Origin of the sequence: Bartonella sp. W8122 (assembly GCF_016102485.1) — a bacterium.
GTDB lineage: Bacteria > Pseudomonadota > Alphaproteobacteria > Rhizobiales > Rhizobiaceae > Bartonella > Bartonella apihabitans.
The window spans coordinates 44,755-66,315 of record NZ_JACFOO010000002.1; the positions used below are offsets into that span (position 1 = coordinate 44,755).

The 21,561-nt window shown below is 46.4% G+C and carries 19 protein-coding genes; 13 read left to right on the forward strand and 6 right to left on the reverse strand.

Features of this window, described 5'->3' with window-relative positions; genetic code table 11:
• Nucleotides 1–18 precede the first annotated feature (18 nt).
• Entirely contained in the window at nucleotides 19–765 is a 747-nt protein-coding gene (locus H3S83_RS10380) for a creatininase family protein (RefSeq protein WP_198239742.1), read from the reverse strand.
• Nucleotides 766–933: 168 nt separating this feature from the next.
• Here H3S83_RS10380 and H3S83_RS10385 point away from each other — a divergent pair, with 168 nt between their 5' ends.
• Together H3S83_RS10385 and H3S83_RS10390 are read left to right on the forward strand one after the other, a co-directional pair.
• Nucleotides 934–1,392: a MarR family winged helix-turn-helix transcriptional regulator gene (locus H3S83_RS10385; protein ID WP_077972764.1), complete on the forward strand. Its 459-nt coding sequence runs from the start codon at nucleotides 934–936 to the stop codon at nucleotides 1,390–1,392.
• A 382-nt stretch (nucleotides 1,393–1,774) separates the two neighbouring features.
• Nucleotides 1,775–2,800, forward strand: coding sequence for a LacI family DNA-binding transcriptional regulator (locus H3S83_RS10390; RefSeq protein ID WP_077972766.1), 1,026 nt, complete (start codon nucleotides 1,775–1,777; stop codon nucleotides 2,798–2,800).
• Nucleotides 2,801–2,922: 122 nt separating this feature from the next.
• Here the strand turns inward: H3S83_RS10390 and H3S83_RS10395 are convergent, their stop codons facing one another.
• Complete coding sequence (locus tag H3S83_RS10395) at nucleotides 2,923–3,699, reverse strand: gamma-glutamyl-gamma-aminobutyrate hydrolase family protein (RefSeq protein WP_198239743.1); 777 nt, start codon at nucleotides 3,697–3,699, stop codon at nucleotides 2,923–2,925.
• Nucleotides 3,700–3,984: 285 nt separating this feature from the next.
• On the opposite strand from H3S83_RS10395, the gene H3S83_RS10400 reads away from it, so the two are divergent.
• Genes H3S83_RS10400 through H3S83_RS10415 form a run of 4 tightly spaced genes read left to right on the forward strand, consistent with a single transcriptional unit; the run spans nucleotide 3,985 to nucleotide 8,334 of the window.
• Nucleotides 3,985–5,262 (forward strand): Re/Si-specific NAD(P)(+) transhydrogenase subunit alpha, encoded by a 1,278-nt coding sequence (locus tag H3S83_RS10400; RefSeq protein WP_198239744.1) that lies wholly within the window; start codon nucleotides 3,985–3,987, stop codon nucleotides 5,260–5,262.
• On the forward strand, nucleotides 5,262–5,672 hold the full coding sequence (locus tag H3S83_RS10405) for a proton-translocating transhydrogenase family protein (protein WP_198239745.1): 411 nt from the start codon (nucleotides 5,262–5,264) through the stop codon (nucleotides 5,670–5,672). Before H3S83_RS10400 ends, H3S83_RS10405 begins: the two co-directional genes overlap by 1 nt.
• Before the next feature lie 11 nt (nucleotides 5,673–5,683).
• Nucleotides 5,684–7,084 carry an NAD(P)(+) transhydrogenase (Re/Si-specific) subunit beta gene (locus H3S83_RS10410; protein ID WP_198239746.1) on the forward strand — a complete coding sequence of 467 codons (1,401 nt, stop codon included), beginning with the start codon at nucleotides 5,684–5,686 and terminating at the stop codon, nucleotides 7,082–7,084.
• A gap of 47 nt (nucleotides 7,085–7,131) precedes the next feature.
• Entirely contained in the window at nucleotides 7,132–8,334 is a 1,203-nt protein-coding gene (locus tag H3S83_RS10415) for an NnrS family protein (protein WP_198239747.1), read from the forward strand.
• An 805-nt stretch (nucleotides 8,335–9,139) separates the two neighbouring features.
• On the opposite strand, the gene H3S83_RS10420 is transcribed toward H3S83_RS10415, so the two are convergent.
• Nucleotides 9,140–10,456 (reverse strand): NAD(P)H-dependent oxidoreductase, encoded by a 1,317-nt coding sequence (locus H3S83_RS10420; protein ID WP_198239748.1) that lies wholly within the window; start codon nucleotides 10,454–10,456, stop codon nucleotides 9,140–9,142.
• A gap of 326 nt (nucleotides 10,457–10,782) precedes the next feature.
• On the opposite strand from H3S83_RS10420, the gene H3S83_RS10425 reads away from it, so the two are divergent.
• The 3 genes from H3S83_RS10425 (at nucleotide 10,783) to H3S83_RS10435 (ending at nucleotide 13,251) form a co-directional block, all read left to right on the forward strand.
• Nucleotides 10,783–11,256: a MaoC family dehydratase gene (locus H3S83_RS10425; RefSeq protein ID WP_198235417.1), complete on the forward strand. Its 474-nt coding sequence runs from the start codon at nucleotides 10,783–10,785 to the stop codon at nucleotides 11,254–11,256.
• Nucleotides 11,257–12,001: 745 nt separating this feature from the next.
• On the forward strand, nucleotides 12,002–12,229 hold the full coding sequence (gene rpsU / locus H3S83_RS10430) for a 30S ribosomal protein S21 (RefSeq protein ID WP_077972783.1): 228 nt from the start codon (nucleotides 12,002–12,004) through the stop codon (nucleotides 12,227–12,229).
• Between the two features lie 212 nt (nucleotides 12,230–12,441).
• A complete protein-coding gene (locus H3S83_RS10435) occupies nucleotides 12,442–13,251 on the forward strand; it encodes a tetratricopeptide repeat protein (protein WP_198225880.1) in 810 nt (269 codons plus the stop codon).
• Between the two features lie 206 nt (nucleotides 13,252–13,457).
• Here the strand turns inward: H3S83_RS10435 and H3S83_RS10440 are convergent, their stop codons facing one another.
• The 3 genes from H3S83_RS10440 to H3S83_RS10450 form a co-directional block, all read right to left on the reverse strand.
• Complete coding sequence (locus H3S83_RS10440) at nucleotides 13,458–14,546, reverse strand: hypothetical protein (RefSeq protein ID WP_077972786.1); 1,089 nt, start codon at nucleotides 14,544–14,546, stop codon at nucleotides 13,458–13,460.
• 399 nt (nucleotides 14,547–14,945) lie between these two features.
• A complete protein-coding gene (locus H3S83_RS10445; RefSeq protein ID WP_198239749.1) occupies nucleotides 14,946–16,319 on the reverse strand; it encodes a glutamate--cysteine ligase in 1,374 nt (457 codons plus the stop codon).
• A 76-nt stretch (nucleotides 16,320–16,395) separates the two neighbouring features.
• Nucleotides 16,396–17,154, reverse strand: a complete 759-nt coding sequence (locus H3S83_RS10450) for a 16S rRNA (uracil(1498)-N(3))-methyltransferase (protein ID WP_198239850.1) — start codon at nucleotides 17,152–17,154, stop codon at nucleotides 16,396–16,398.
• Nucleotides 17,155–17,519: 365 nt separating this feature from the next.
• On the opposite strand from H3S83_RS10450, the gene H3S83_RS10455 reads away from it, so the two are divergent.
• From H3S83_RS10455 to H3S83_RS10470, 4 genes are all read left to right on the forward strand, one after another.
• Entirely contained in the window at nucleotides 17,520–19,610 is a 2,091-nt protein-coding gene (locus tag H3S83_RS10455) for an FUSC family protein (RefSeq protein ID WP_198225877.1), read from the forward strand.
• Nucleotides 19,607–19,810, forward strand: coding sequence for a DUF1656 domain-containing protein (locus H3S83_RS10460; protein ID WP_077972790.1), 204 nt, complete (start codon nucleotides 19,607–19,609; stop codon nucleotides 19,808–19,810). The genes H3S83_RS10455 and H3S83_RS10460 overlap by 4 nt, the downstream gene beginning before the upstream one ends.
• 5 nt (nucleotides 19,811–19,815) lie before the next feature.
• Nucleotides 19,816–20,691, forward strand: coding sequence for an HlyD family secretion protein (locus H3S83_RS10465; protein ID WP_198225876.1), 876 nt, complete (start codon nucleotides 19,816–19,818; stop codon nucleotides 20,689–20,691).
• Nucleotides 20,692–20,868: 177 nt separating this feature from the next.
• Complete coding sequence (locus tag H3S83_RS10470; protein WP_188317729.1) at nucleotides 20,869–21,015, forward strand: hypothetical protein; 147 nt, start codon at nucleotides 20,869–20,871, stop codon at nucleotides 21,013–21,015.
• The last annotated feature ends 546 nt before the right edge of the window (nucleotides 21,016–21,561 follow it).

The following is a 21,561-nucleotide window of genomic DNA, read 5'->3' on the forward strand; positions in this document are numbered from 1 at the left end:
CTTTGGAAAAGAGGCTTTCTAGGAGAGTTCGTCAATATCAAAAGCGAACATATCCTCAACAAGGCCGCTAAAACCTTCAATTGCATGATCGAATATCGCTTTTCCTGCCTCTTTATTCGCGGCAAGTGCATTTCCGGCCGCACCCAATCTATTGATATCCGCCATTTTCCAGCCGAAAGGAAATGGCCCATAAGCCCGGAGATATTTGAATTTTTCTTGTAATTTTTTTTGCCAGTTGGAAAATTTTTGTGCTTTTTCCATATTGACGGTGTCGGGCGCAAGATAAAGCATGAGTGACGTTTCAATAAAGCCGGCATGAATATCAAGGGCTTTTTCCTCGACCGTCATCAAACCTTCCGGCAGGCCGAAGCGTCCCCAACTGGTCGCTACAGCAAGCATTTTGAAGCGACAACGCAATTCGGTGATAACAATATTCATCAATGGCGAATTGCCACCATGAGCGTTGAGAACGAGAATTTTTTTTATTCCCTTTTTATAACAATCGGCACCAATCGAAATCCAACGGTCAATAGCTTGTGAATATTCCAATGTTTTTGTAAACGGCCGACCTTTATGTTCGATTGAATAGCCGACAGATTCAACCTCCAGTGGAGTCAAACGTTTCGGGGCGGTTGGAAACAAAGATGCAAGACGTTCAGCAAAAGCCCCGGCAATGACAGCATCCGTCGTCGGTGACAAATGAGGACCATGATATTCATGGGCACCCAAAGGCAAAATTGCTATTATTTGATCTTCTTTTTTCACTATTTTAATCCTTATCGAATTATTTTTATTTGGCTATACACAGATTTTGTTGCCCTTACATGTTATAGATAAATTCACCATTTTGTGAAAATTAACGAATCAGGTTGATATACTAGACAAGTGAATCGTTATTTCTTCCAAAAACGTCTTCGGGGAGACAAAGATATAATGCCAGACAAAACTCGGATACCAGCGTTAGAGATCGTCCAATCAACAGCAAGAATGATGAAGACCTTATTGGCTCGTCGTCTTTATGAATTTGGTTTATATGCCGGTCAAGATAGAATAATTTTGTTGTTGGCGATGAAAGACGGGCAATCGCCCGGAAGCCTGGCCAAACGCTTGGGCGTAAAACTTCCTACAGTCACAAAAACGATAGCGCGTCTTCAGGAACAAGGTTTTGTTACCAAACGTGGATCACACAAAGACCAGCGCAAATTTCATATTTTTCTTACGAAAGACGGCCATAACATTGTCGACCTCATCGAAAGGGCACTTGAAGAGACCGAGCGGGAAGTGACCGGTGGTCTTGATGAACAAGAGCAATTTACTTTGCTGACCCTCATGGACAGAATCCATAAAAATCTTGAGCAGCAGCAATCACTTTTAACCGATACATATCGATGAACATGTCGGCCGATGAACATGCCGGCCGATGAACATGCCGACATTATTTTAAAACCGGCTGGCACAAAAACTAATAGTCGAATTTCACTTGATTATCGGGAGGTGGAAAAACAAAATTTTCCACCTCTTTCAAATGATCGACTTTTAAATAATCAATAAAATGGCGAAGCGAATTTTAAAAAATACACTGTTTTCCCTTATTCCAATGAATTGTTCATTGAACAAAACAGTTTAAAATGACTATAGTTTCCTTTAAAATAAACGTTTATCAATCACTCCTGAAGCTTGGCGACTTTTCTCGAACCAATCGGGGAAATTCCCGTTCTTCCGATTTGACGGTTTAAACGCTAAAATTTAATTCATTTTCGAGGAATAAAGAGCATTGGCGCAAAAAATTAAACTTTCCACGATTGCTGATGCGTTAAATGTTTCGACAGCCACAGTTTCGTTGGCACTGCGTGACAGCCCGCTGGTAGCAGATGATACACGTGAAAAAATCAAGGATTACGCCCGTAATATCGGCTATATCTATAACCGCCGTGCAGCAAGTTTGCGCACATCGCGCTCCGGCATTGTGGGGGTTGTTGTCCACGACATTATGAATCCGTTTTTTGCCGAAATATTGCGCTCGATCGAGACGGAACTCGACCGTTCACGGCAAACTTTCATCCTTTCCAACCATTATGACCAGTTGGACAAGCAACGCAATTTTCTGGAAACGCTTCTTCAGCTCGGAGCTGATGGCGTTATCATGTCACCGGCAATCGGAACCCCTGCAAAAGACATTGAAATGGCACAAAATAACGGTTTGCCTGTTGTCTTTGTTGCGCGCCATGTTGAAGGAGTGGACGTACCGGTGTTTCGCGGCGACGATACTTACGGCATTTCTCTTGCCACCAACCATCTCATTTCTCTCGGGCATAAATGCATTGCTATGGTTGGCGGTACAGATTACACCTCGACCGGACATGACCGTTATGAAGGCTATCGCCATGCCATGCAACTTGCCGGACTCGAGGTCAAACCGGAATGGCGCCTTGAAGGACCTCGGACAAAACAGGCAGGTTTCGAGATAGCACCGCAATTTCTGGCTCTCAAAGATAAACCGACTGCTGCCGTCTGTTTCAATGACCTTGCCGCAATCGGCTTGATGAACGGAATTGCCCGTGCTGGCCTTGTTGCAGGGCGGGATATTTCTGTGACCGGCTATGATGATCTTGAGGAAGCCGAAATTGCCACACCCTCGCTCACCACAGTCTGGAACGGTCAGAGGGAAGTGGGAAGGCGTGCAGCGCGTGCTCTCCTTGACCTTTTAAACGGCATCGAAGTCAAAAATGGTCATGATCTCATTAAACCGGAATTGCGCATTCGCCAATCAACCGGTCGCATGGTACCGAGAAAAATCTGAAAACTTTAAATTTTGATATCCTGTCATTCCGGCATCATAAGACGGGTTTCGTTTTTTAACTGTTTTCTCTTTTTCCGAAATGCTTTTTTCAAGACACCTGTTTTTTGAGGGTAGCTGTTTTTTCACAGCTCCGTTTTTTCAAGACGCTGATCTTTATGTTGATGCACTGCCTCGCCGAATGCTTTGAATATTTTGTTTGATGGTATATCGCTTGTTGCCCAATATTCGGGATGCCATTGGACACCAAGTGCAAAGCCTTTTGCATCCTTCACACTGACAGCTTCTATTGTGCCATCGGGAGCTGTCGCTTCGGCAACAAGATGTGGTGCCAGCTTGTTGATTCCCTGTTGGTGAACAGAATTCACCATGATTTCGCCAGTTCCTACAATTTTTGCAAGCACCGTATTTTCGTTCACTCGAACCGGTTGCCTGATGGCAAATTTTTTGTCACTGTCATTTTTATCATTGGCTCTATGATCGAGCTTTCCGGGTATTTTTTGTAGCGCCGGTGAAAGTGTTCCTCCAAGAGCGACATTGAGTTCCTGTATTCCGCGACAAATGGCAAGAAGCGGCAAACCTTGCCTGATTGCTGCATCAATGAGGAAAAAAGATGTTTCGTCTCGGGCAAAATCGAACGGTTCGTGGTCGGCGGTTGCTTTTTCACCATAACGTGCCGGATTTACATTGGATTTTGCGCCGGTGATGAGAACACCATCAACCACCGAAAGGATAGACTGGACATCGGCTCCGGCCCCAAGCGATGGCACGATAAGGGGGGCAACATCGGCCACTTTCGACGCGGCTTCAAGATATTGCTGAGGTGCACCATGCCAGACATAACCGTCAAAAGCGGGGCAATCGGCAGGTACCGCAATAAGCGGTTTTAAATGTTCAGCCATTTGTGTTCCCTTTTATATTATCGGATCAATATTTAAGGAAAACAAGCTTTTGTCAAATGACCGGTTTTCGTTAAGACAGGCACATTTGAAAAAGTTTTTTCCTGAACTATCCACGATAAGACGTGTGAAAAACGAAATTTTAGCAAAAGCACTGGAAATAATGTGCTTTTACCGTTACTACTAAATCGTTTCGATTTTTCTGAAATAATCCGGCATTGTGAATAGGTGGGGAGAAGAGACTGTCGATAGGCAGCCTGTCTTCCCTGAAACTCAAGGAGATAACATTTGGGTCAAACAGTTTTTGTTGCCAAAGAAACAGCCGAAGGGGAAACGCGCGTTGCCGCATCTCCGGAAACTGTCAAAAAGCTTATCAATCTCGGCTATGATGTGTCGGTCGAGAAAGGTGCCGGTCTCCAGTCCTTGATAAGTGACGAGGACTACAAGGAAGCCGGTGCAAAAATCGTTGGTGCGAACGAGGCAAATAAAGCCGACATCATTTTGAAATTGCGCCGTCCGGATGCCAAGGAAATATCCCTCTATAAAAAGGGTGCCAATCTCATCGGCATTCTCGATCCATTCGGCCACGAGGATGATGTCAAGGCCATGGCCAAAGCCGGATTGAATGCTTTTTCGATGGAATTCATGCCGCGCATTACGCGTGCGCAAGTCATGGATGTTCTGTCATCACAGGCAAATCTTGCCGGTTATCAGGCAGTGATTGATGCTGCCGAATATTATGACCGCGCCCTCCCCATGATGATGACTGCCGCCGGTACCGTTCCGGCTGCCAAGGTTTTCGTTATGGGTGCCGGTGTTGCCGGTCTTCAGGCAATTGCCACTGCGCGGCGTCTTGGTGCATCTGTTACGGCAAATGACGTACGTCCTGCGGCAAAAGAGCAGGTCGCTTCACTCGGTGCAAAATTTATCGCCGTCGAGGATGATGAATTCAAAGCTGCTGAAACTGCTGGTGGCTATGCCAAGGAAATGTCGAAGGAATACCAGCAAAAACAGGCGGCTTTGACTGCCGAGCATATTGCCAAACAGGATATCGTCATTACAACCGCGTTGATTCCCGGTCGTCCGGCACCGCGCCTTATCACAAAAGCAATGCTCAAAACCATGCGCCAGGGTTCGGTCGTGGTTGATCTTGCTGTTGAAAGAGGTGGCAATGTCGAAGGCGCCGTTGCCAACAAGGTTGTTGAAGTGGAAGGCGTTAAAATTATCGGCTTTACCAATGTTCCGGGCCGCATTGCCGCTACTGCTTCAAAGCTTTATGCGCGCAATCTTTATGCCTTTGTCGATATCATGACAAACAAGGAGGCGAAGGCATTTACCATCGACCGGAATGACGAACTCGTGAAAGCCACATTGCTTACTTTCGACGGTCATGTTGTTCATCCCCGCTTTGCAGAAGAAGGGGTAAAAAAAGACGCCGATAAAAAACCCGCTCCGGCAAAAAAAGCCGATGAAAAGGGCGAAAAACCGGCAAAGCGTACATCCTCAAAATCTAAAGAACCAGCCGCAAAAGCAGATAAGAAAACAGATGAAAAAGGAGCCAAATAATGTCTAACGAGGCTCTCGACAAAGCCCTTCAAGGTCTCGATCAGGCCATTGCCGCTGTGCGCGAAGCTGGCGGCCAAATTTCCAATAATGCCGTTGATGCCGTTCACAATGCGACAGGCGGTGTTATTGACCCGTTCATTTTCCAGTTTGCGATCTTCGTACTGGCAATTTTTGTCGGCTATTATGTTGTCTGGGCCGTCACACCGGCTCTCCACACACCGCTCATGGCTGTTACCAATGCAATTTCTTCGGTTATCGTCGTTGGTGCGCTGCTTGCTGTCGGCCTTTCGGCTTCAGGTTTCGCAAGCACTTTCGGTTTCATCGCTTTGGTACTTGCAAGCGTCAATATTTTCGGCGGCTTTCTCGTTACCCAGCGCATGCTTGCCATGTACAAGAAAAAAGATAAGTGAGGCTTGAACCTATGAGTGTTAATTTTGCAGCCTTCCTTTATCTCGTCTCCGGTGTTCTGTTCATCATGGCACTGCGCGGACTTTCCCATCCGACAACCAGCCGGAAAGGCAATGCCTATGGCATGGTCGGCATGGCCGTTGCCATCATCACAACATTGCTGCTTGCCCGTCCAAGCTTCGGTGGCCTTGTCCTTATTATTATAGGTCTTGCCATTGGTGGTGCTATCGGTGCAGTCATTGCCCGCCGCATTGCCATGACAGCAATGCCGCAACTTGTTGCCTCTTTCCATTCACTCGTCGGTCTTGCTGCCGTTATGGTGGCCGCCGGTGCACTTTATTCGCCGCATTCATTCGGTATCGGTGAAATCGGCTCCATTCATGGGCGGGCACTTGTTGAAATGGCAATCGGTGTTGCAATCGGTGCGATAACCTTTACCGGTTCCATCATTGCGTTTTTAAAACTTGACGGGCGTATGTCCGGTAAACCGATTATTTTGCCGAACCGTCACTTGATCAATATTGTTCTTGCAGTGGCAATCGTTGTTCTCATCGCCGCACTTGTCGGAACCGAAAGCCATCTGGTTTTCTGGCTTATTGTGCTTTTATCGCTCGTTATCGGGGTCACACTGATTGTGCCGATCGGTGGCGCGGATATGCCGGTTGTTGTTTCCATGCTCAATTCCTATTCGGGATGGGCTGCCGCAGGTATCGGCTTCACGCTCGGAAATATGGCTTTGATCATCACCGGCGCGCTGGTTGGTTCATCGGGGGCTATTCTTTCCTACATTATGTGTAAAGGCATGAACCGCTCGTTCATTTCGGTGATCCTCGGCGGATTTGGTGGTGAAACTGCCGGCCCTGCCGGACATAATGAAGTTGAACGCCGTCCTGTCAAACAGGGTTCGGCAGACGACGCCGCATTCATTATGAAAAACGCCAACAAGGTCATTATCGTACCGGGATATGGTATGGCCGTTGCACAGGCCCAGCATGCACTTCGTGAAATGGCCGACAAGCTCAAAGAAAACGGCGTTGAAGTCAAATATGCCATTCATCCGGTTGCCGGTCGTATGCCCGGTCACATGAATGTGCTGCTTGCCGAAGCCAATGTGCCTTATGACGAAGTTTTCGAGCTTGACGATATCAATTCCGAATTTGCCGAAGCAGATGTTGCTTTTGTCATTGGTGCCAATGACGTGACCAACCCTGCCGCCAAATCGGATCCATCTTCGCCGATTTATGGCATGCCGATTCTCGACGTGTCGAAAGCGGGAACAGTTCTGTTCCTGAAACGTGGTATGGGAACAGGCTATTCGGGCGTTGAAAACGAGCTGTTTTTCCGTGACAACACCATGATGCTTTTTGGCGATGCCAAAAAAATGGTCGAAAGCATTGTCAAAGCCATGGAATAAACCTTAAGATGCCGCCATCAAGGCGGCATCTTTTTAGAGGAACAATCATGGCAAGTTCAGCCAAACAGATGAGAGCGTGGCAAGGTCCGGCACTTTTGAGTTATGGTTATCGTCCGTTTTTTCTGTTTGCAAGTATCTGGGCTGTATTCAGCCTGTTTATCTGGATTTTCCTTTTCTCCGGAAAAGATGTTCTGGCAATCGGGATTGATCCGTTTTCCTGGCATGCCCACAGCTTTCTTTTCGGTTATTTATGGGCTGTCATTGCCGGTTTTTTAATGACTGCCGTTCCCAATTGGACCGGTCGTTTGCCCATTGTCGGCTGGCCGCTTTTGGGCCTCGTATCCGTATGGCTTATCGGACGCATTGCCATGGTGCTTTCATCCGATCTGCCTGCAACAGTAACAGTCGGCCTTGATTTGCTGTTCCCGCTTCTTTTCACCATCGCAATCGGGCGCGAAATTATATATGGAAAAAATTGGCGCAATCTCAAAGTGCTTATTCTGCTTGTACTGCTTTTTTGCGCCAATCTGATTTTTGATTGTGAAGCTTTCAATGGCGTTTATGCTGCCGACGGCTATGGGGCACGTCTTGCTCTTGCCATTGCGGTTTTCCTTATTGCCATTATTGGCGGCCGGATTGTGCCAAGCTTCACACGAAATTGGCTTGCCAAACGCGGGGAAACAAAACTACCGGCTCCACACGGGCGCGTTGACCAAACCATCATGGTTTTTACGGCTATTTGCCTTGTTTTGTGGGTAGTTGTTCCCGATACGAAATTGACCGCCCTATTATGCGGGCTTTGTGGCATTGCCAATCTTTACCGGCTTCAACGTTGGCGGGGTTTGGCAACTTTGAAAGAACCGCTGGTTTTTGTGCTTCATGTCGGCTTTCTGTTTATTCCGTTAGGGTTTATCGCTTTGGCGCTCGGCACATTCGGAATTATTCCGGGAGGGCGCGCACCCGTGCAACATTTATGGATGGCCGGTGGTATCGGCATGATGACAATGGCCGTTATGACACGCGCAAGCCTTGGTCACGCAGGCCGCCCGCTTACAGTTTCCTGGCCTGTTGTTCTGGTTTACCTTGCACTTTTTCTATCGGTCTGGCTGCGGCTTTTTGCCGGCATTGCCAATAACAATCTGCCGACACTTCACCTTGCCGGAACTTTATGGATTCTGGCTTTTTTAGGTTTCGTTGTGCTCTATTGGAATGTGCTTACCAAACCGCGCAAACCCCGCGTTCCGAATTGAAGGTCTTTATCGGGACAAGCAAAACGCAATTTCCCTTTAAAGGGTTTGCCTGATTGAATTTCAAAAGCTTTCACAGCCAAAATAACGGTCTGTCTCTATTTTTGGCTCCGCAATGCGAAGAGACGGGTTCCTATAGATATTTCATAAAACGATCATGCAGGGCTTCTTCTCGCCGTGATTTTCGTGATTGCGCTTGTTGAAGAATGCCTTTTCGTTTGAGTCATGTTGACGGAATTTCTGTTTATCCGGTTCTTAAACCGCCGCGTAATTCCACTTTAAAAACCGCAGTAGCAGCTATAACCTCTCAGCGTGATAAACTTGTGGCGTGAAGAACAAATTACACTTATTCTCGAACGCCCCGCTTCGTTCGCCTTTTCTTCCTTCTTGGCCTTTTTCATTCCAACGAGAATTTGAAACTATGGGAATCTCGGCCGCATGAATCATCGAAGGTAAAGCGGACAAACGGAAAATTGCCGGTCTTTGATGTTGCGTGTCGTTGATAAAGAGAAGTCCGTCTTGTTGGCCAAGGCACATGAGAACTTCAGAAAGTAGATGACGGGTTATGCCTTTCCGTTTCCCCTTTTCGACGGTTGCTATCCGGCAACGTCACGCATCAAGGGCTTTAAAAATTACAATAGCATAGGCCCCTTTTGACGAGAGACGTTGTCTGACGCAAAAAACAAACTCTTGGCTTCACATTTTGCAAAAAATCAGCTTTCCTGTTTGCCAAATACAAAGCCTTATCCAATGGTGGCTATAATCGTATTTTTATCATTTATCAGCCGCGATGTTTTAAAACTCCCGATCAGCCGTAAATGAGTTTATCCTGTTTTTTACGCAAGCGTGCAATCCACTGGTCTTCATTGATTGCAGCATTGTTTGCAGTGATGAGTTCGTTTTTCTTGATCGGTGCGGTGACTGTTGCCCCTTCAAGCAGACCACAGGGAATTGCCTCGTGCTTCCTTGCATCCTCGACTGTCATATTCCATGCGCGATAGGTATAAAGTCCGATAAAATCGAGCTTGTCACCGGGTTTCAAATCTTTTTTGGCAACGGCACACACTTCTGCAACCGGCCGGTCAAGCGGCACCATATCGGCCTTTCCGTAAAGCATGACCCGTGCGCAAGTAAGCGGCACTTCCATAGCTGTGAGATGATAAGGACGATGGAACGTGAAATAAGGCCCTTCACCAATTTTCAAATCTTCCATACGTTCCCAAACACGGGGATGGCGCATTTCTGCAACTACAAAAACTCCCGGTGAAACGCCCCGCCCGATCGAATAATCGACAACGCCGGCTTTTGATAAAACGCCACCATCTTTTTCAGGAATGAGCACCTTGTTCAGGCGATCTATGTCGGCTTTCGGGCCATGCATTCCGGGGCAATCGGGAACAAGGCCGGTTGCATTGGCAATGGCCGTCATTTCGACCATGGTTTTTGAACCATCAATGAATTCGACAAGCATACGCACATTCATATTGCGTTTTTGTGCCTCTTCTTCATAATGATCGGGAATTGCATCAAAATCGAGCGGGTTGTTTTTGCCCTTTCCGGCTGCAACAACATTATGCCCGAGTGCCGAAACAAATTCGATAAGCTCCATGCAGGAAGACGGCTCGTCACCAGCTCCAAGTGTGTAGATAAGGCCGCGTTTTTCGGCTTCATGCTTAAGATAGGGACCAATTGTGACATCTGCCTCGACATTCATCATAACAACGTGTTTGTTGTTTTGTAGCGTTTTATAACCGATTTCCGCGCCTGCCTCGGGATAGCCTGTCGCGTCGACGATAACATCGACAAGCTCGTTTTTTAGCAACATATCAAGATCGTCGGTGGCGGCAATTTTTCCCTCTTCGATTGCTGCTGTCATTTCCGACGCGTTGGAAACTTCCTTTGCATGCCCCGTTTCATCATAGGCAATTTTTGCCGCATCAAGCACCCGTTCGGGTGTGCGTGTTGAAACCGCTGCAACCTCTATACCATTCATATGGGCGACGCCTGTTAAAAGGTCGGTACCCATTTCCCCGCAACCGACAAGCCCTATGCGGATAGGCTTGCCACTGTCTTCGCGTTTTTTGAGGTCGCGGGCCAAACCGATAAGGGCTACATTGCTTGTCATTTCAAAAAATTCTCCGGTAAAAAACGATCATTCATCAACCCGACAAAATATTTCTATCATCGGGTTTTGCCAGTCGTTCAGCGCATAATCCTTTCTTCAAAGGTCTAATAACAACGCTAAAGAATTGCAAGGCTCGTCATTGATTGACGACAAAGAACGGAGGGTTGGGAGCAGAAAGCCAAGAGCAGAATAACAAAGCTCCACATTTTCCAAACAAAAATTTGCGCGAAAATTATTTGACCTGTATAAGCAGCTTGAATTCATGACATAAGCGGTCTTTCACCAATAAGAGGCAACCGCAAAAATATTGATAAGGAAAAACACTCATGCCCGGCAAAGTGACTGTTGACGATATTCCCGCTTCAATCGGCAAAGAAGTAGGCGTTTCGAATTGGCGTACTGTCACACAGGAAATGATTAACCAGTTTGCCGATGCAACCGATGACCATCAATGGATTCATGTTGACGAAAAACGCGCCAAAGAAACGCCCTTTGGCGGCACAATTGCCCATGGTTTTCTAACCCTTTCGCTGCTATCGACATTGGCTTATGAGGCGCTCCCCGAGCTTGAGGGGACAACAATGGGTATCAATTACGGTTTTGACAAAGTGCGTTTGATGAGCCCCGTCAAAAGCGGTGCAAAAGTTCGCGCCCATTTTGTTTTAAGCGATGCCGAAATTCGCCCGTCGGGCAGAATTGTTTTTCATTACGGTGTCACTCTTGAAATCGAAAATGTGAAAAAACCGGCTTTGACTGCCGACTGGATTACAATTGCCATGGTTCCGCCAAAGGCTTCGTAATTTTTAAGTGGCATAAATTTATATCTACCTATTTATAGCTTTAAGCAGCGCCTATGTGCGGACCTGTTTTTATTTGAACGGCGCCCCCTTGTTCGCCGAAAACAATAGCCGGATCCGTTTGAACAATAGGTCTTTTCCGGCCTTGCAAAGGTGAAGCACTGCGGTCTCGAAACGACAATCAGGTTTGCCGTCTTGCAACACCACTCTCCAAAAAGGTTTTTGATCAATCCGGTGACAGCGGGCATTTGCCAATATTTTCTTCCATTTTGCGGTTTTTCTTGCTGATTTATCCCTTTTCCGCTTCAACTCTATTGGACCGGATATAGTGTGGGCGGATCTATTGCTGCCGGATAAATTTTTAACAAAGGCGATTATTTTTCAACGATTCATTCCTCGAACCAAAACTGTAGAAGCGAGTCGGTTTTCATTCTATTCATTCTAGATCTGGTCAGCCCCGTCACAATTTTTATTTAAATATCTGTTATGGGGAGAATTATTAGAGCAATGACGACAATTTTAACGTCATTTTCGCGTTGTTTTGCCGGTTTTTATCGAAAAACGTGAATAGAAAAATAAAAAGACAGCTATTTTTTTAAAAAACACAGCTTTTGGAAAACCAATATAGACAAGCGAACTGTTTTTATGGTATTGGCACCACAATCATTTAAAACCTTACCTGAAAAGGCTTGGTCGTTTTGGGGTATTCCCACTTAACAGAGATAGTAAAAACAAAGCAGGATTAAACGTGCAAGTACTCGTTCGCGATAATAATGTTGACCAGGCGCTCCGTGCGCTCAAAAAGAAAATGCAACGTGAAGGCATCTTCCGTGAAATGAAGATGCGCGGCCATTATGAAAAGCCGTCGGAAAAGCGTGCCCGTGAAAAGGCCGAGGCTGTTCGGCGTGCTCGTAAGTTGGCACGTAAGCGTGCACAACGTGAAGGTTTGGTGAGCGGGCGCGGTTCTGCTCATTGATATTCGGAATTTTGCTGAAATTTTTTGCCAGATTTGTAGAGTTTTCTCTCGTATGGTTTAATTTGTTTCAGGAAAGACCAATTTATGCGAAACTGAATTTCGCCTGACTTCAAGTGGAGATGCGCCGTGCATTTCCACTTTTTTGTTATATCCAAGTCGTCAGACATGACGCATTTGACCCCGTGGAATTGTCTGTATCAGGATCGTGCCCGATGAAAAAATTGAAACTATCAGCAGTCTTTCTTTTTGCGGCTATCGCCTTGGCCGGTTGTACGTCTTCCAGCGGTGTTCTTGATCCTGAAGATGTTGCCCAGGGCTCGCATGAGAATATCTCTTCTCTGACAGCCGTTATTAAAGCCAATCCACGCGACCCTGACGGTTACAATGTGCGCGGCTCGGCTTATGGGCGCGCAGGTCGAAACAAAGAAGCCATTGCCGATTTTACGTCCGCTATAGCGCTCGACTCCAATTTCTATAAAGCCTATGCCAATCGTGCTTTGATTTATCGCAATACAGGAAATATGTCGGCTGCTATTGCCGATTATAACCGTGCTTTGGCAATCAACCCGAATTATGATGTTGCGTTGATCGGGCGCGGCAATGTCTATCGTTTGAGTGGCAAGCTTGATCTTGCCTATAATGATTTCAACAGTGCCATTCAGGCTGGCACAACCGACGGACGTGCATGGCATAACCGCGCACTGATCGAACAGGCACGCGGTGACCAGCAACAGGCCATTGCCGATTTCGGTGCAGCCATGTCGCGCCAACCCAATGCGCCTGCCCCTTATAATGGACGTGGCCTCTCCTATGCAGCGCTTGGCGACTGGGATAATGCTTTTGATGATTTCAACGCTGCCATACGATTGGATGGTAGTAATGCTGAAAGCTGGTCAAATCAGGCAATGGTTTATGAACATCGTGGCGACAAGAAAAAAGCTTATGCTTCCTATACAAAAGCCGTCAGTCTTGACCCGAGTTTCAAACCGGCAAGAGAAGGCCAAAGCCGTACCCGCGGCTAATCATCGCCCGCGTCTTATATCGAATAGGCCTGTGGTTACATAAAATTCGAATAGGACTGTGGTTACATAAAATTCGCAAGTTTTAAAAAACCAAAAAGCCCGAACAGGATTTGTTGCGGGCTTTCGTTTCTGCTTATTGCCAAAATCTTCGCTTTTTAAACGATGCCGCCCGTTTTTGTGAGTGGCATCAACAAAACGAAATTTTCCTACATTCTGAAACGGAAAATTGCTGCAAGCGATTGGTGATTGGGAATGTCGCTCTTGCGAACGGCTAGCACATGTCCACCATTGGCAAGTACGCGGCTTGCAATCTCGTCGACCACATTATAGGTATCCGGTCCCTCTTTGCCGAAACTGACAGCTCCGGTTGTTTCATCAACAGTCCCGTGAACCATTTCATCCATATCGGCAAGCAATGTATCGATCTGACCGATCGTAGCTGCACGAGCTGCAAGCGCAATATCTGTTGTGGTACGCCCTTCGGCTGTCAAATGTTCGAACCGCGAGCGGATATCGGCCACTTGCCGTTCATAATAACGGTCAAGAACGGGACGAGCGAGATCCCCGATTTCTGTCGGGTTTGCCCGATCAAGTCCGGCATTGACAATTTCTCCGATAAGGTTGTTGCCGCCATAAACCGAACGGAACGCATTGATCATTGCTTCATTTCCGCCAATAATCAAAGGAATATCCGGTCTCGTCAGATAACGACGCAAAGCTGAATCAATCAGACGGCAATATTGGGTCAACCGCACTGCACTATTGGAACTGATTCTCTCGTTACTGGTGCCGACAGCGCTATTGATGTCCTTGGGCATGTCCGGCACTTTGACTTCGAATGGCTCGATATCACTTGCAATTTCGATAAGTCTTACTTTCGATTCTGAAATAGCCACCACATGAGCCGTATGGGCAAAGGTAATCGAACGAAGAAGCGGGCTCAACATGAACCGGTCTGCAATTTCAACAAATGATTTCAAACGGTTGGCAAGACGGAATGTCCAGATACGATCTGGTGTGGCAAGAACGGCGAGACTACGCGCCTGTTTCAACCAGAACTCTTCATAATCGGAAAGTCCTGTCAGAAGCGTTTCCAGATTTGCCAGACGCCGTTTATCTGTAAGGGATTGGGATTGTGCCAATGCCTCCTTCACTTGATTGGCATACTCAATTTTACTGGCACCAATTTCGGATGTAATCGGTGTCGTCGGCAAGTATATTGATACACATGCGTCGGCGCGCACCTCTCGTAATTTGTTAAAATCCGACATTGATGGAATATCGACATGCTGCATTGAGAAATCCCTTTCCTCTTTTGTTTACTCATTACTGATATGGGAACTCGACATGTCCAAAAACAAGACAATCAGGATTTTAATTTTACTTTTATTGAAAATTACACAACTTTTCCGGAGCCAAAGTCTATTTGACATGGAATTGGACAATAGAATTCGTTTTATGAAGCTTTTTTAAAGCAGCCTCGTATTTTGAAAAGCTCTATTTTTAAACGGCAAAAACGGTTCCGGATTTTCAAAATGAAAACGGAACTTTTTAAACCGCGCTATTTTTTAAGCAGGTCTTGCCTGCCCTGCGCGCGTTTTTATCAAGAGGCGGTCTAATCCGACCTTTTGACTGCGCACCAGTTTACCTTGCCTCTCATAGCGTTGCGCAAAGGCCAAGTGTTGAGGAAAAGGTTAATAGGCGTATTCCAAGAAAACCGGATCGACAGAACCACCCCAAACCGAATGGAATTTCGATAATAACCGTTCCGAATCGCATTTGCCTGTCATTGCAACTTCGAAAAGCGGATCCAGAAAACGCGTTTCATCATCGCCATCGACGTTGAGTTTTTTGCGGTTTGCAAGGCCTTTGCGCGAAATTTCCAGAGCCTGACGGGCAATTTCAAGAATGGTCGTATTCCGGAAAGGCGTCTTCAATCCTTTGACCGGAACAAGATTGCGCATAGCAAGAACTTCTTCATAGCCCCAATCTTTTGTCATCTCATAGGCACTATCGAGCGCTTCCTTATCATAGAGGAGCCCGACCCAGAAAGCCGGCAATGCACAAATACGCCGCCATGGACCACCATCGGCACCGCGCATTTCCAGAAAACGTTTGAGCCGCACTTCGGGAAATAATGTTGAAAGGTGGTTGATCCAATCGCCCATATTGGCGCGGTAATCGTCAACTTTTCCCTTTAAAGCACCTTCCATGAATTGGCGGAATGTTATGTCGGTGCAATCATGGTAATGCCCGTCGCGTACAATGAAATACATCGGAACATCGAGTGCCCATCTTGCGTAATCGGCAAAACCGAAATTTTCATTGAATACAAAGGGAAGAACACCCGAACGCCGGTTATCGGTGTCGCGCCATATTTCGGAACGCCATGACATAAAACCGTTGGGTTTTTCTTCCGTGAAGGGGGAAGTTGCAAAAAGCGCGGTGGCAATGGACTGCAATTTCATCGAAACCTGCATTTTGCGGCGCATATCGGTTTCCGACGAAAAGTCGAGATTGACCTGAATTGTGCAGGTACGATACATCATATCAAGACCGTGCTTGCCCACTTTGGGCATATAGTTGGTCATAATATGGTAGCGCGATTTCGGCATTTGCGGCGTTTCATCAAGACGCCATTTGGGGCTGCCACCAAGGCCTAAAAAACCGATACCGAGGGGCGCGGCAATTTCCTTGACCTGCGCAAGATGGGCATTCACCTCACGGCAAGTCTGATGAATTGTTTTGAGTGGTGCACCTGAAAGTTCAAATTGTCCGCCGGGTTCGAGTGAAATGGCACCGGCACCTGTCGGCTCTAACAAACCGATAATTTTTCCTTCATCCAATATCGGTTCCCACCCGAGCATGGCTTGCATTCCCTCAAGCAGGGCACGGATACTTCTTTTCCCTTCATAAGGGACAGGGCGGTTACCCTCGACAAAAAACGGAAATTTTTCGTGTTCGGTGCCGATTCGCCATTTGTCAGGTTCTTTCGAGCCCGCAGCAAGATAATTTACCAGATCTTCAAAACCGTTGATTGTTGTTTCATCTTCAATATCGCGCGCCATAACTCACAATTTCCAATTTGTCTTGATTTCACTCATCATTGAACTGTTTTCATTGCTCTTTCAAGTACCGCCTGCCTCACATTCGGTTTTGCCCGTCGTCACGCCAATCTCCCAATGTCGCATTGATAACCGCAAGGGCAGCAACCGCCGCAGTATCCGCACGCAAAATTCTGGGCCCCAATGGAATAGCGTGAACAAAAGAACAATGTTTGAGTTGCGAGCGCTCCTCGTCGCTAAAACCACCCTCCGGTCCAATAAGAACAGCAGCGGGAGCCGGTGGTAAGCTTCTCAAAATTTCAAGTGGATTTTGTGTTTCCGCTGCCTCATCACAAAAGATGAGATAGCGCTCCTTTTGCCAGTTATCCAAAAGTGCCGGTAACGTAATTGGTGAGCGGCAGGAACTTATTGACAAAATGCCGCATTGCTCGCACGCTTCGATAATATTGGCATGTATGCGCTCTTCATTGAGGCGGGTCACTTGTGTGAAATGGGTCATAACCGGCTGTAGGACAGAAGCCCCCATTTCTACCGCCTTTTGTATCATATAGTCGAGGCGGGCATGTTTGAGCGGAGCAAAACAATAGACGAGATCGGCAGGTTCGGTCTGCTCGCGTTCTTTGGCGACAAGTTCGAGCACCACAATTTTCTTTTTGATTTCGTGAATTTTGGCGCGCCATTCGCCATCTTTTCCGTTGAATAGCAGAACTTCGCTTCCCTCCCTCATCCGCAAGACGTTTTTGAGATAATGCGACTGGGTTTCATTCAAATCCAATTTTTCGTGGAGTGACAAAGGTTCTTTGACAAAAAGCCTTTGTAATTTGTAATTGGCACGCATCACTTCTAACTTTCCTGACATTTCTTTTTTAAATTCGGTTTAAATTCGGGAATGGCCTGACGATGTCCTGTTTATCCACGCTTTATAAGCTTTATGAAATATCCGCCCGATTTGAACATTCAAGCCGGTTTTCCGGCTATTTTGAAAAATCAAGATCAACAATATCGCGTGCGTATCAAAATTCGTAGTCACTTTTTACAGAAAGGTGACTAGAAACTTTCTAAAAATAAAACTAAATATGAGAAGAAACTACCTTCTCTCAACGCTGTCAAATTGGTGATCTCGTAGGAAAGCAGCTTTATAGTGTTATTCCGGACAAAGGAGAATTGTCTTTTTGCCCGCTTATTGTGTTTGTTTGAAAATATATGACTGTTAGCGTAAAACAACCGACTGTATGGGATGTCGTATTCTCGTTAAAAACTATCGCAGCGGCGGGTTTGGCTCTCTATATCGCCTTTTTGTGTGATCTTCCCAACCCCTATTGGACAATTACAGCCGTCTATATTGTTGCCCATCCTTTGTCGGGCGCTTTGACATCAAAAGCCTTTTATCGACTTCTCGGTACCGCAATCGGCGGTATGGCGACAGTCATTATTATACCGCATCTTATCCCCTCGCCGGAACTCACAACTTTGGGGCTCGCTCTCTGGCTTGGCGGTTGTTTGTTTGTCAGTGTATTGGATCGCAGCCCGCGCGCTTATGTTTCCATGCTTGCCGGCTATAGCGTCGGCATTATCGGATTTATGGTTGTTGACGCGCCGGAAACCGTTTTTGATTATTCGGCAAGTCGTGTTGAAGAAATCGGCGTCGGCATCATTTCTGCCGCGCTTGTCGGCCGCCTTGTTTTTCCCCGTCATGCAGGGCCGGTTCTTGCCGAGCGTATCGACAAATGGCTGAAAAACAGCGCCGACCTTGCCATTATGTATATTAAAGGACAAGGCAAAAGCGAAGACGCATTGCAAAGGCGCCAAAAACTCGCAATTGATGCTGTCGATTTGCGCGCTTTTACCACCCATGTCACTTATGACTCCTCCACATTGCCATCGACAGTGAACGCAATGCGTGTGCTACAAAGCCGCATGGTCTCGTTGCTGCCAATGGTGGCAAGCTGTAACGATCTCATCAACCAGCGCAACAAATTGCTCGACGAGCAATGTGGCGGCAAGAGCAACAACACCAAACTTGACGAACTTATCGGGGAAACATCTGCATGGTTACAAACCCATGAACCGATGAAGCCGGAAGGCATTGCCCGTATCAAAGCTTTGAAGCAATCCGTATTGGATGATATTGGCCGCTCGAAAGTGTGGCTTGATCTCGTTTCACGCAATCTGACATTGCGCCTTGTCGATATTATGGAAATCTATTCCGACTGTCTGCATTTGCGCAATGACATCGTCAACGGCACCCAACATAAATTGCGTTGGCACCGTTTCGATTTTTTAGGCGAAGTAAGATCGATTCACTACGATTTCGGCATTGCGTTTCTTTCAGCTTTTTCTGCAATCCTTGCCATTTTTATTACTGTTACTTTGTGGCGTATGACAGAATGGACACAAGGCGCAACCGCTGCCATGATGACCGGTATTTTCAGCAGCCTTTTTGCAACGAAAGATGATCCTGTTCCTGCAATTCGCGGAATGCTCAAGCAAATTCTTCTTGTTCTTGTCATTGCCTTTGTTCTTCAATTCGGTCTTTTACCGCTTGTCGACGGCTATTTGCCGCTCATGCTTAGTCTGGCACTTGTGCTGATACCTGCTGGTGTCATGATGGCTATTCCGTCAAAATTTGCCATGGGCATGACAATGGCGGTGAACCTGCCCAATCTGTTATTGCTGCAATCCCGCTTGAGCGGCGATTTTTATAATTTTATCAATATCAACACGGCAATGATTCTGGGAATTATTGTTGCAGCCGCAACAGCTTCCATTGTCCGTTCTGTTGGAGCCGAATGGAGTGCATTTCGTCTCATTCGTGCAAGCTGGAACGACATTATCGAAGTGGCGGAAAGACCTACAGACACCAAAGCCTATAACGAACTTTTGCACCGCATGCTTTACCGCTATGGACTGATTGCACCCCGTTATGCCCTGATACCGATTCATTCACCGGTTCGCCAGACCGACATTCTCAAAGATGTGCGTGTCGGGCTTGATACAATCGAACTGCAACACTTAAAAGAATCGCAAGGACCGACCAATCGCCAAAATCTTGCCAATGTTCTGGAGGAACTAGCATTCTATTACCGTGTAAAAATCAACAGTACCGATGTACCAGATGGCAAAGAATTGCTGGAAGCAATAGACACAACACTTGATTGGACGCTTGCTCTGCCTGATTCTGAAGATCACCAGAAAATCTCGTTTGCATTAACCGGTTTGCGGCAAAATTTGTTTGGTGATGCCGAACCTTACAAAGCAGTCTTGCCTCCAATTTTCAAAGGACATGACTCATGAACCCTGAGGTCGATATTTATGGTGTCTATATTCCGACAATCGGAATTCTGGCACTTGTCAGCTACTTCTTGAATGTTGCCCTCCAACGTTTCATCTTACGAAAAGGGCTGGAACGCTTTATCTGGCACCATGCGCTGTTTGCCGCAGCAAGTTATTTCATCATTTTGAGTATTCTTTCTTTCATTGTAACGCGGATTTAACGGATATGAACAAGCTTATAGCCAATTCCGGTCGTATATTTTTCACCCTTGTCATGGCTCTGGTGGCCGGCCTCCTCCTCTGGCAGTTATGGAACTACTACATGAACGACCCATGGACGAGAGACGGTAAAATCAGTGCCGATGTTGTTCGTGTCGCACCTGATGTTTCCGGTTTTGTAACTGAGGTCCATGTGGTTGATAACCAACAGGTCAAAAAGGGCGATGTTCTTTTCACGATTGATCAGGCACGTTTTTCTTTGGCTCTGGAAGATGCTCAAGCGATGGTTGACAATGCAAAAGCTGCTCACGATCAGGCAAAACGCGACCTTGAACGCGACCAGAAACTTGATGACAAAACCATCACCCGCCAACAATTGGAAACGGCCGCTATGCAGGAATTACAAACTGCCGCCACTTTGCGTAAGGCAATCGTCCAGCTCGATACAGCAAAGCTTGACCTTGAACGCTCGACAGTTCGTGCTGCTGTCAATGGCAAACTGACCAATTTCTCGCTTCGACCTGGAGAATATGTCACGCAAGGTAAACCGGTCACCGCGCTTGTCGATTCCGATTCGTTTTATGCTTCCGGATATTTTGAAGAAAATAAACTCGACCGCATTCGCATCGGCAGTCGTGCAACGATCCACATTATGGGCTCAAGCACTGTTTTGACCGGTGTTGTTGAAGGGTTTGCAGCCGGCATTGAAGACCGTGAACGCACACAGACGACAAGCCTTCTTGCCAATGTTGCACCAACTTTCAACTGGGTTCGCCTTGCCCAACGTATACCGGTCCGTATCAAGCTTGATCCGGTCCCTGACAGTGTCCATTTGGTATCGGGGCGTACGATCAGTGTCGCTATTGAAGAAAAGAAGCAATAACCGGTTTATTTTCGTCAAGATTTTTCGTCACTTAACTGCAACAGATTTAACTTTTTTTTACTTTAATCATGAAAAAGGTTTGTCAAAGTGCTGTTCTTTCATTGTCGAAAAATAAACTTCGCTATATGACAACACACAATTTGATATTTACTAATCACATTTGATCGGAGAGATAAAATGTCAGCCAAGAGAGCCACTCTGGTGACTGTTGCAGCTCTTTTCACATTTATTGTTGTCGCTGCAGGTATTGGTTCGGTAGGTGCCGGAAATAACGAATTTATGACCAAAGACGGCTATGGTGTTCACAACACCATGCACCAATGACGAAATGAATTTCCGGAATGAACTCTATCCGGATGAAGAGAGTTTGAAAAAGGGGCCTTCTGGCCCCTTCTTTTTCATATATCGCGCTTGATCTTCGTATTTGTCTTTTCGTTTTGAGAAAATCCTGATGAAAACGATCGTCACTCCCCATCCGGAATAATAAATTCCCCTCGATAAGAAGATCTAAGCCACGACCGCTCAAGCTTGGACCTACAGGCAAGCAAGATTGAATGAACGGGTATAACAAATTCGGATTGTGTGGCTGAACGTTCAGATAGCGCTGTCTATATTTATGAGACGATTTTTTCAAAACCGCAGATAGAAAGCTCCCGCTTCCCACATTTCCGGTTACATTTTTTCATCACAACACTATGCTGTCTCGTTAGAACCCCTATTACGGTTTTGAAATAGCCTTTTGAATTTATGCCCTTTTTCCAAAGCCGTTTCAGGCTCGTCCGTGCTTGCTTCAGGTTAATCTCCGTATCACCGGAGCCAATCGGTAACAGTACAGCCCCCCACAAAAGAGATAACGCTTATGGATATTCA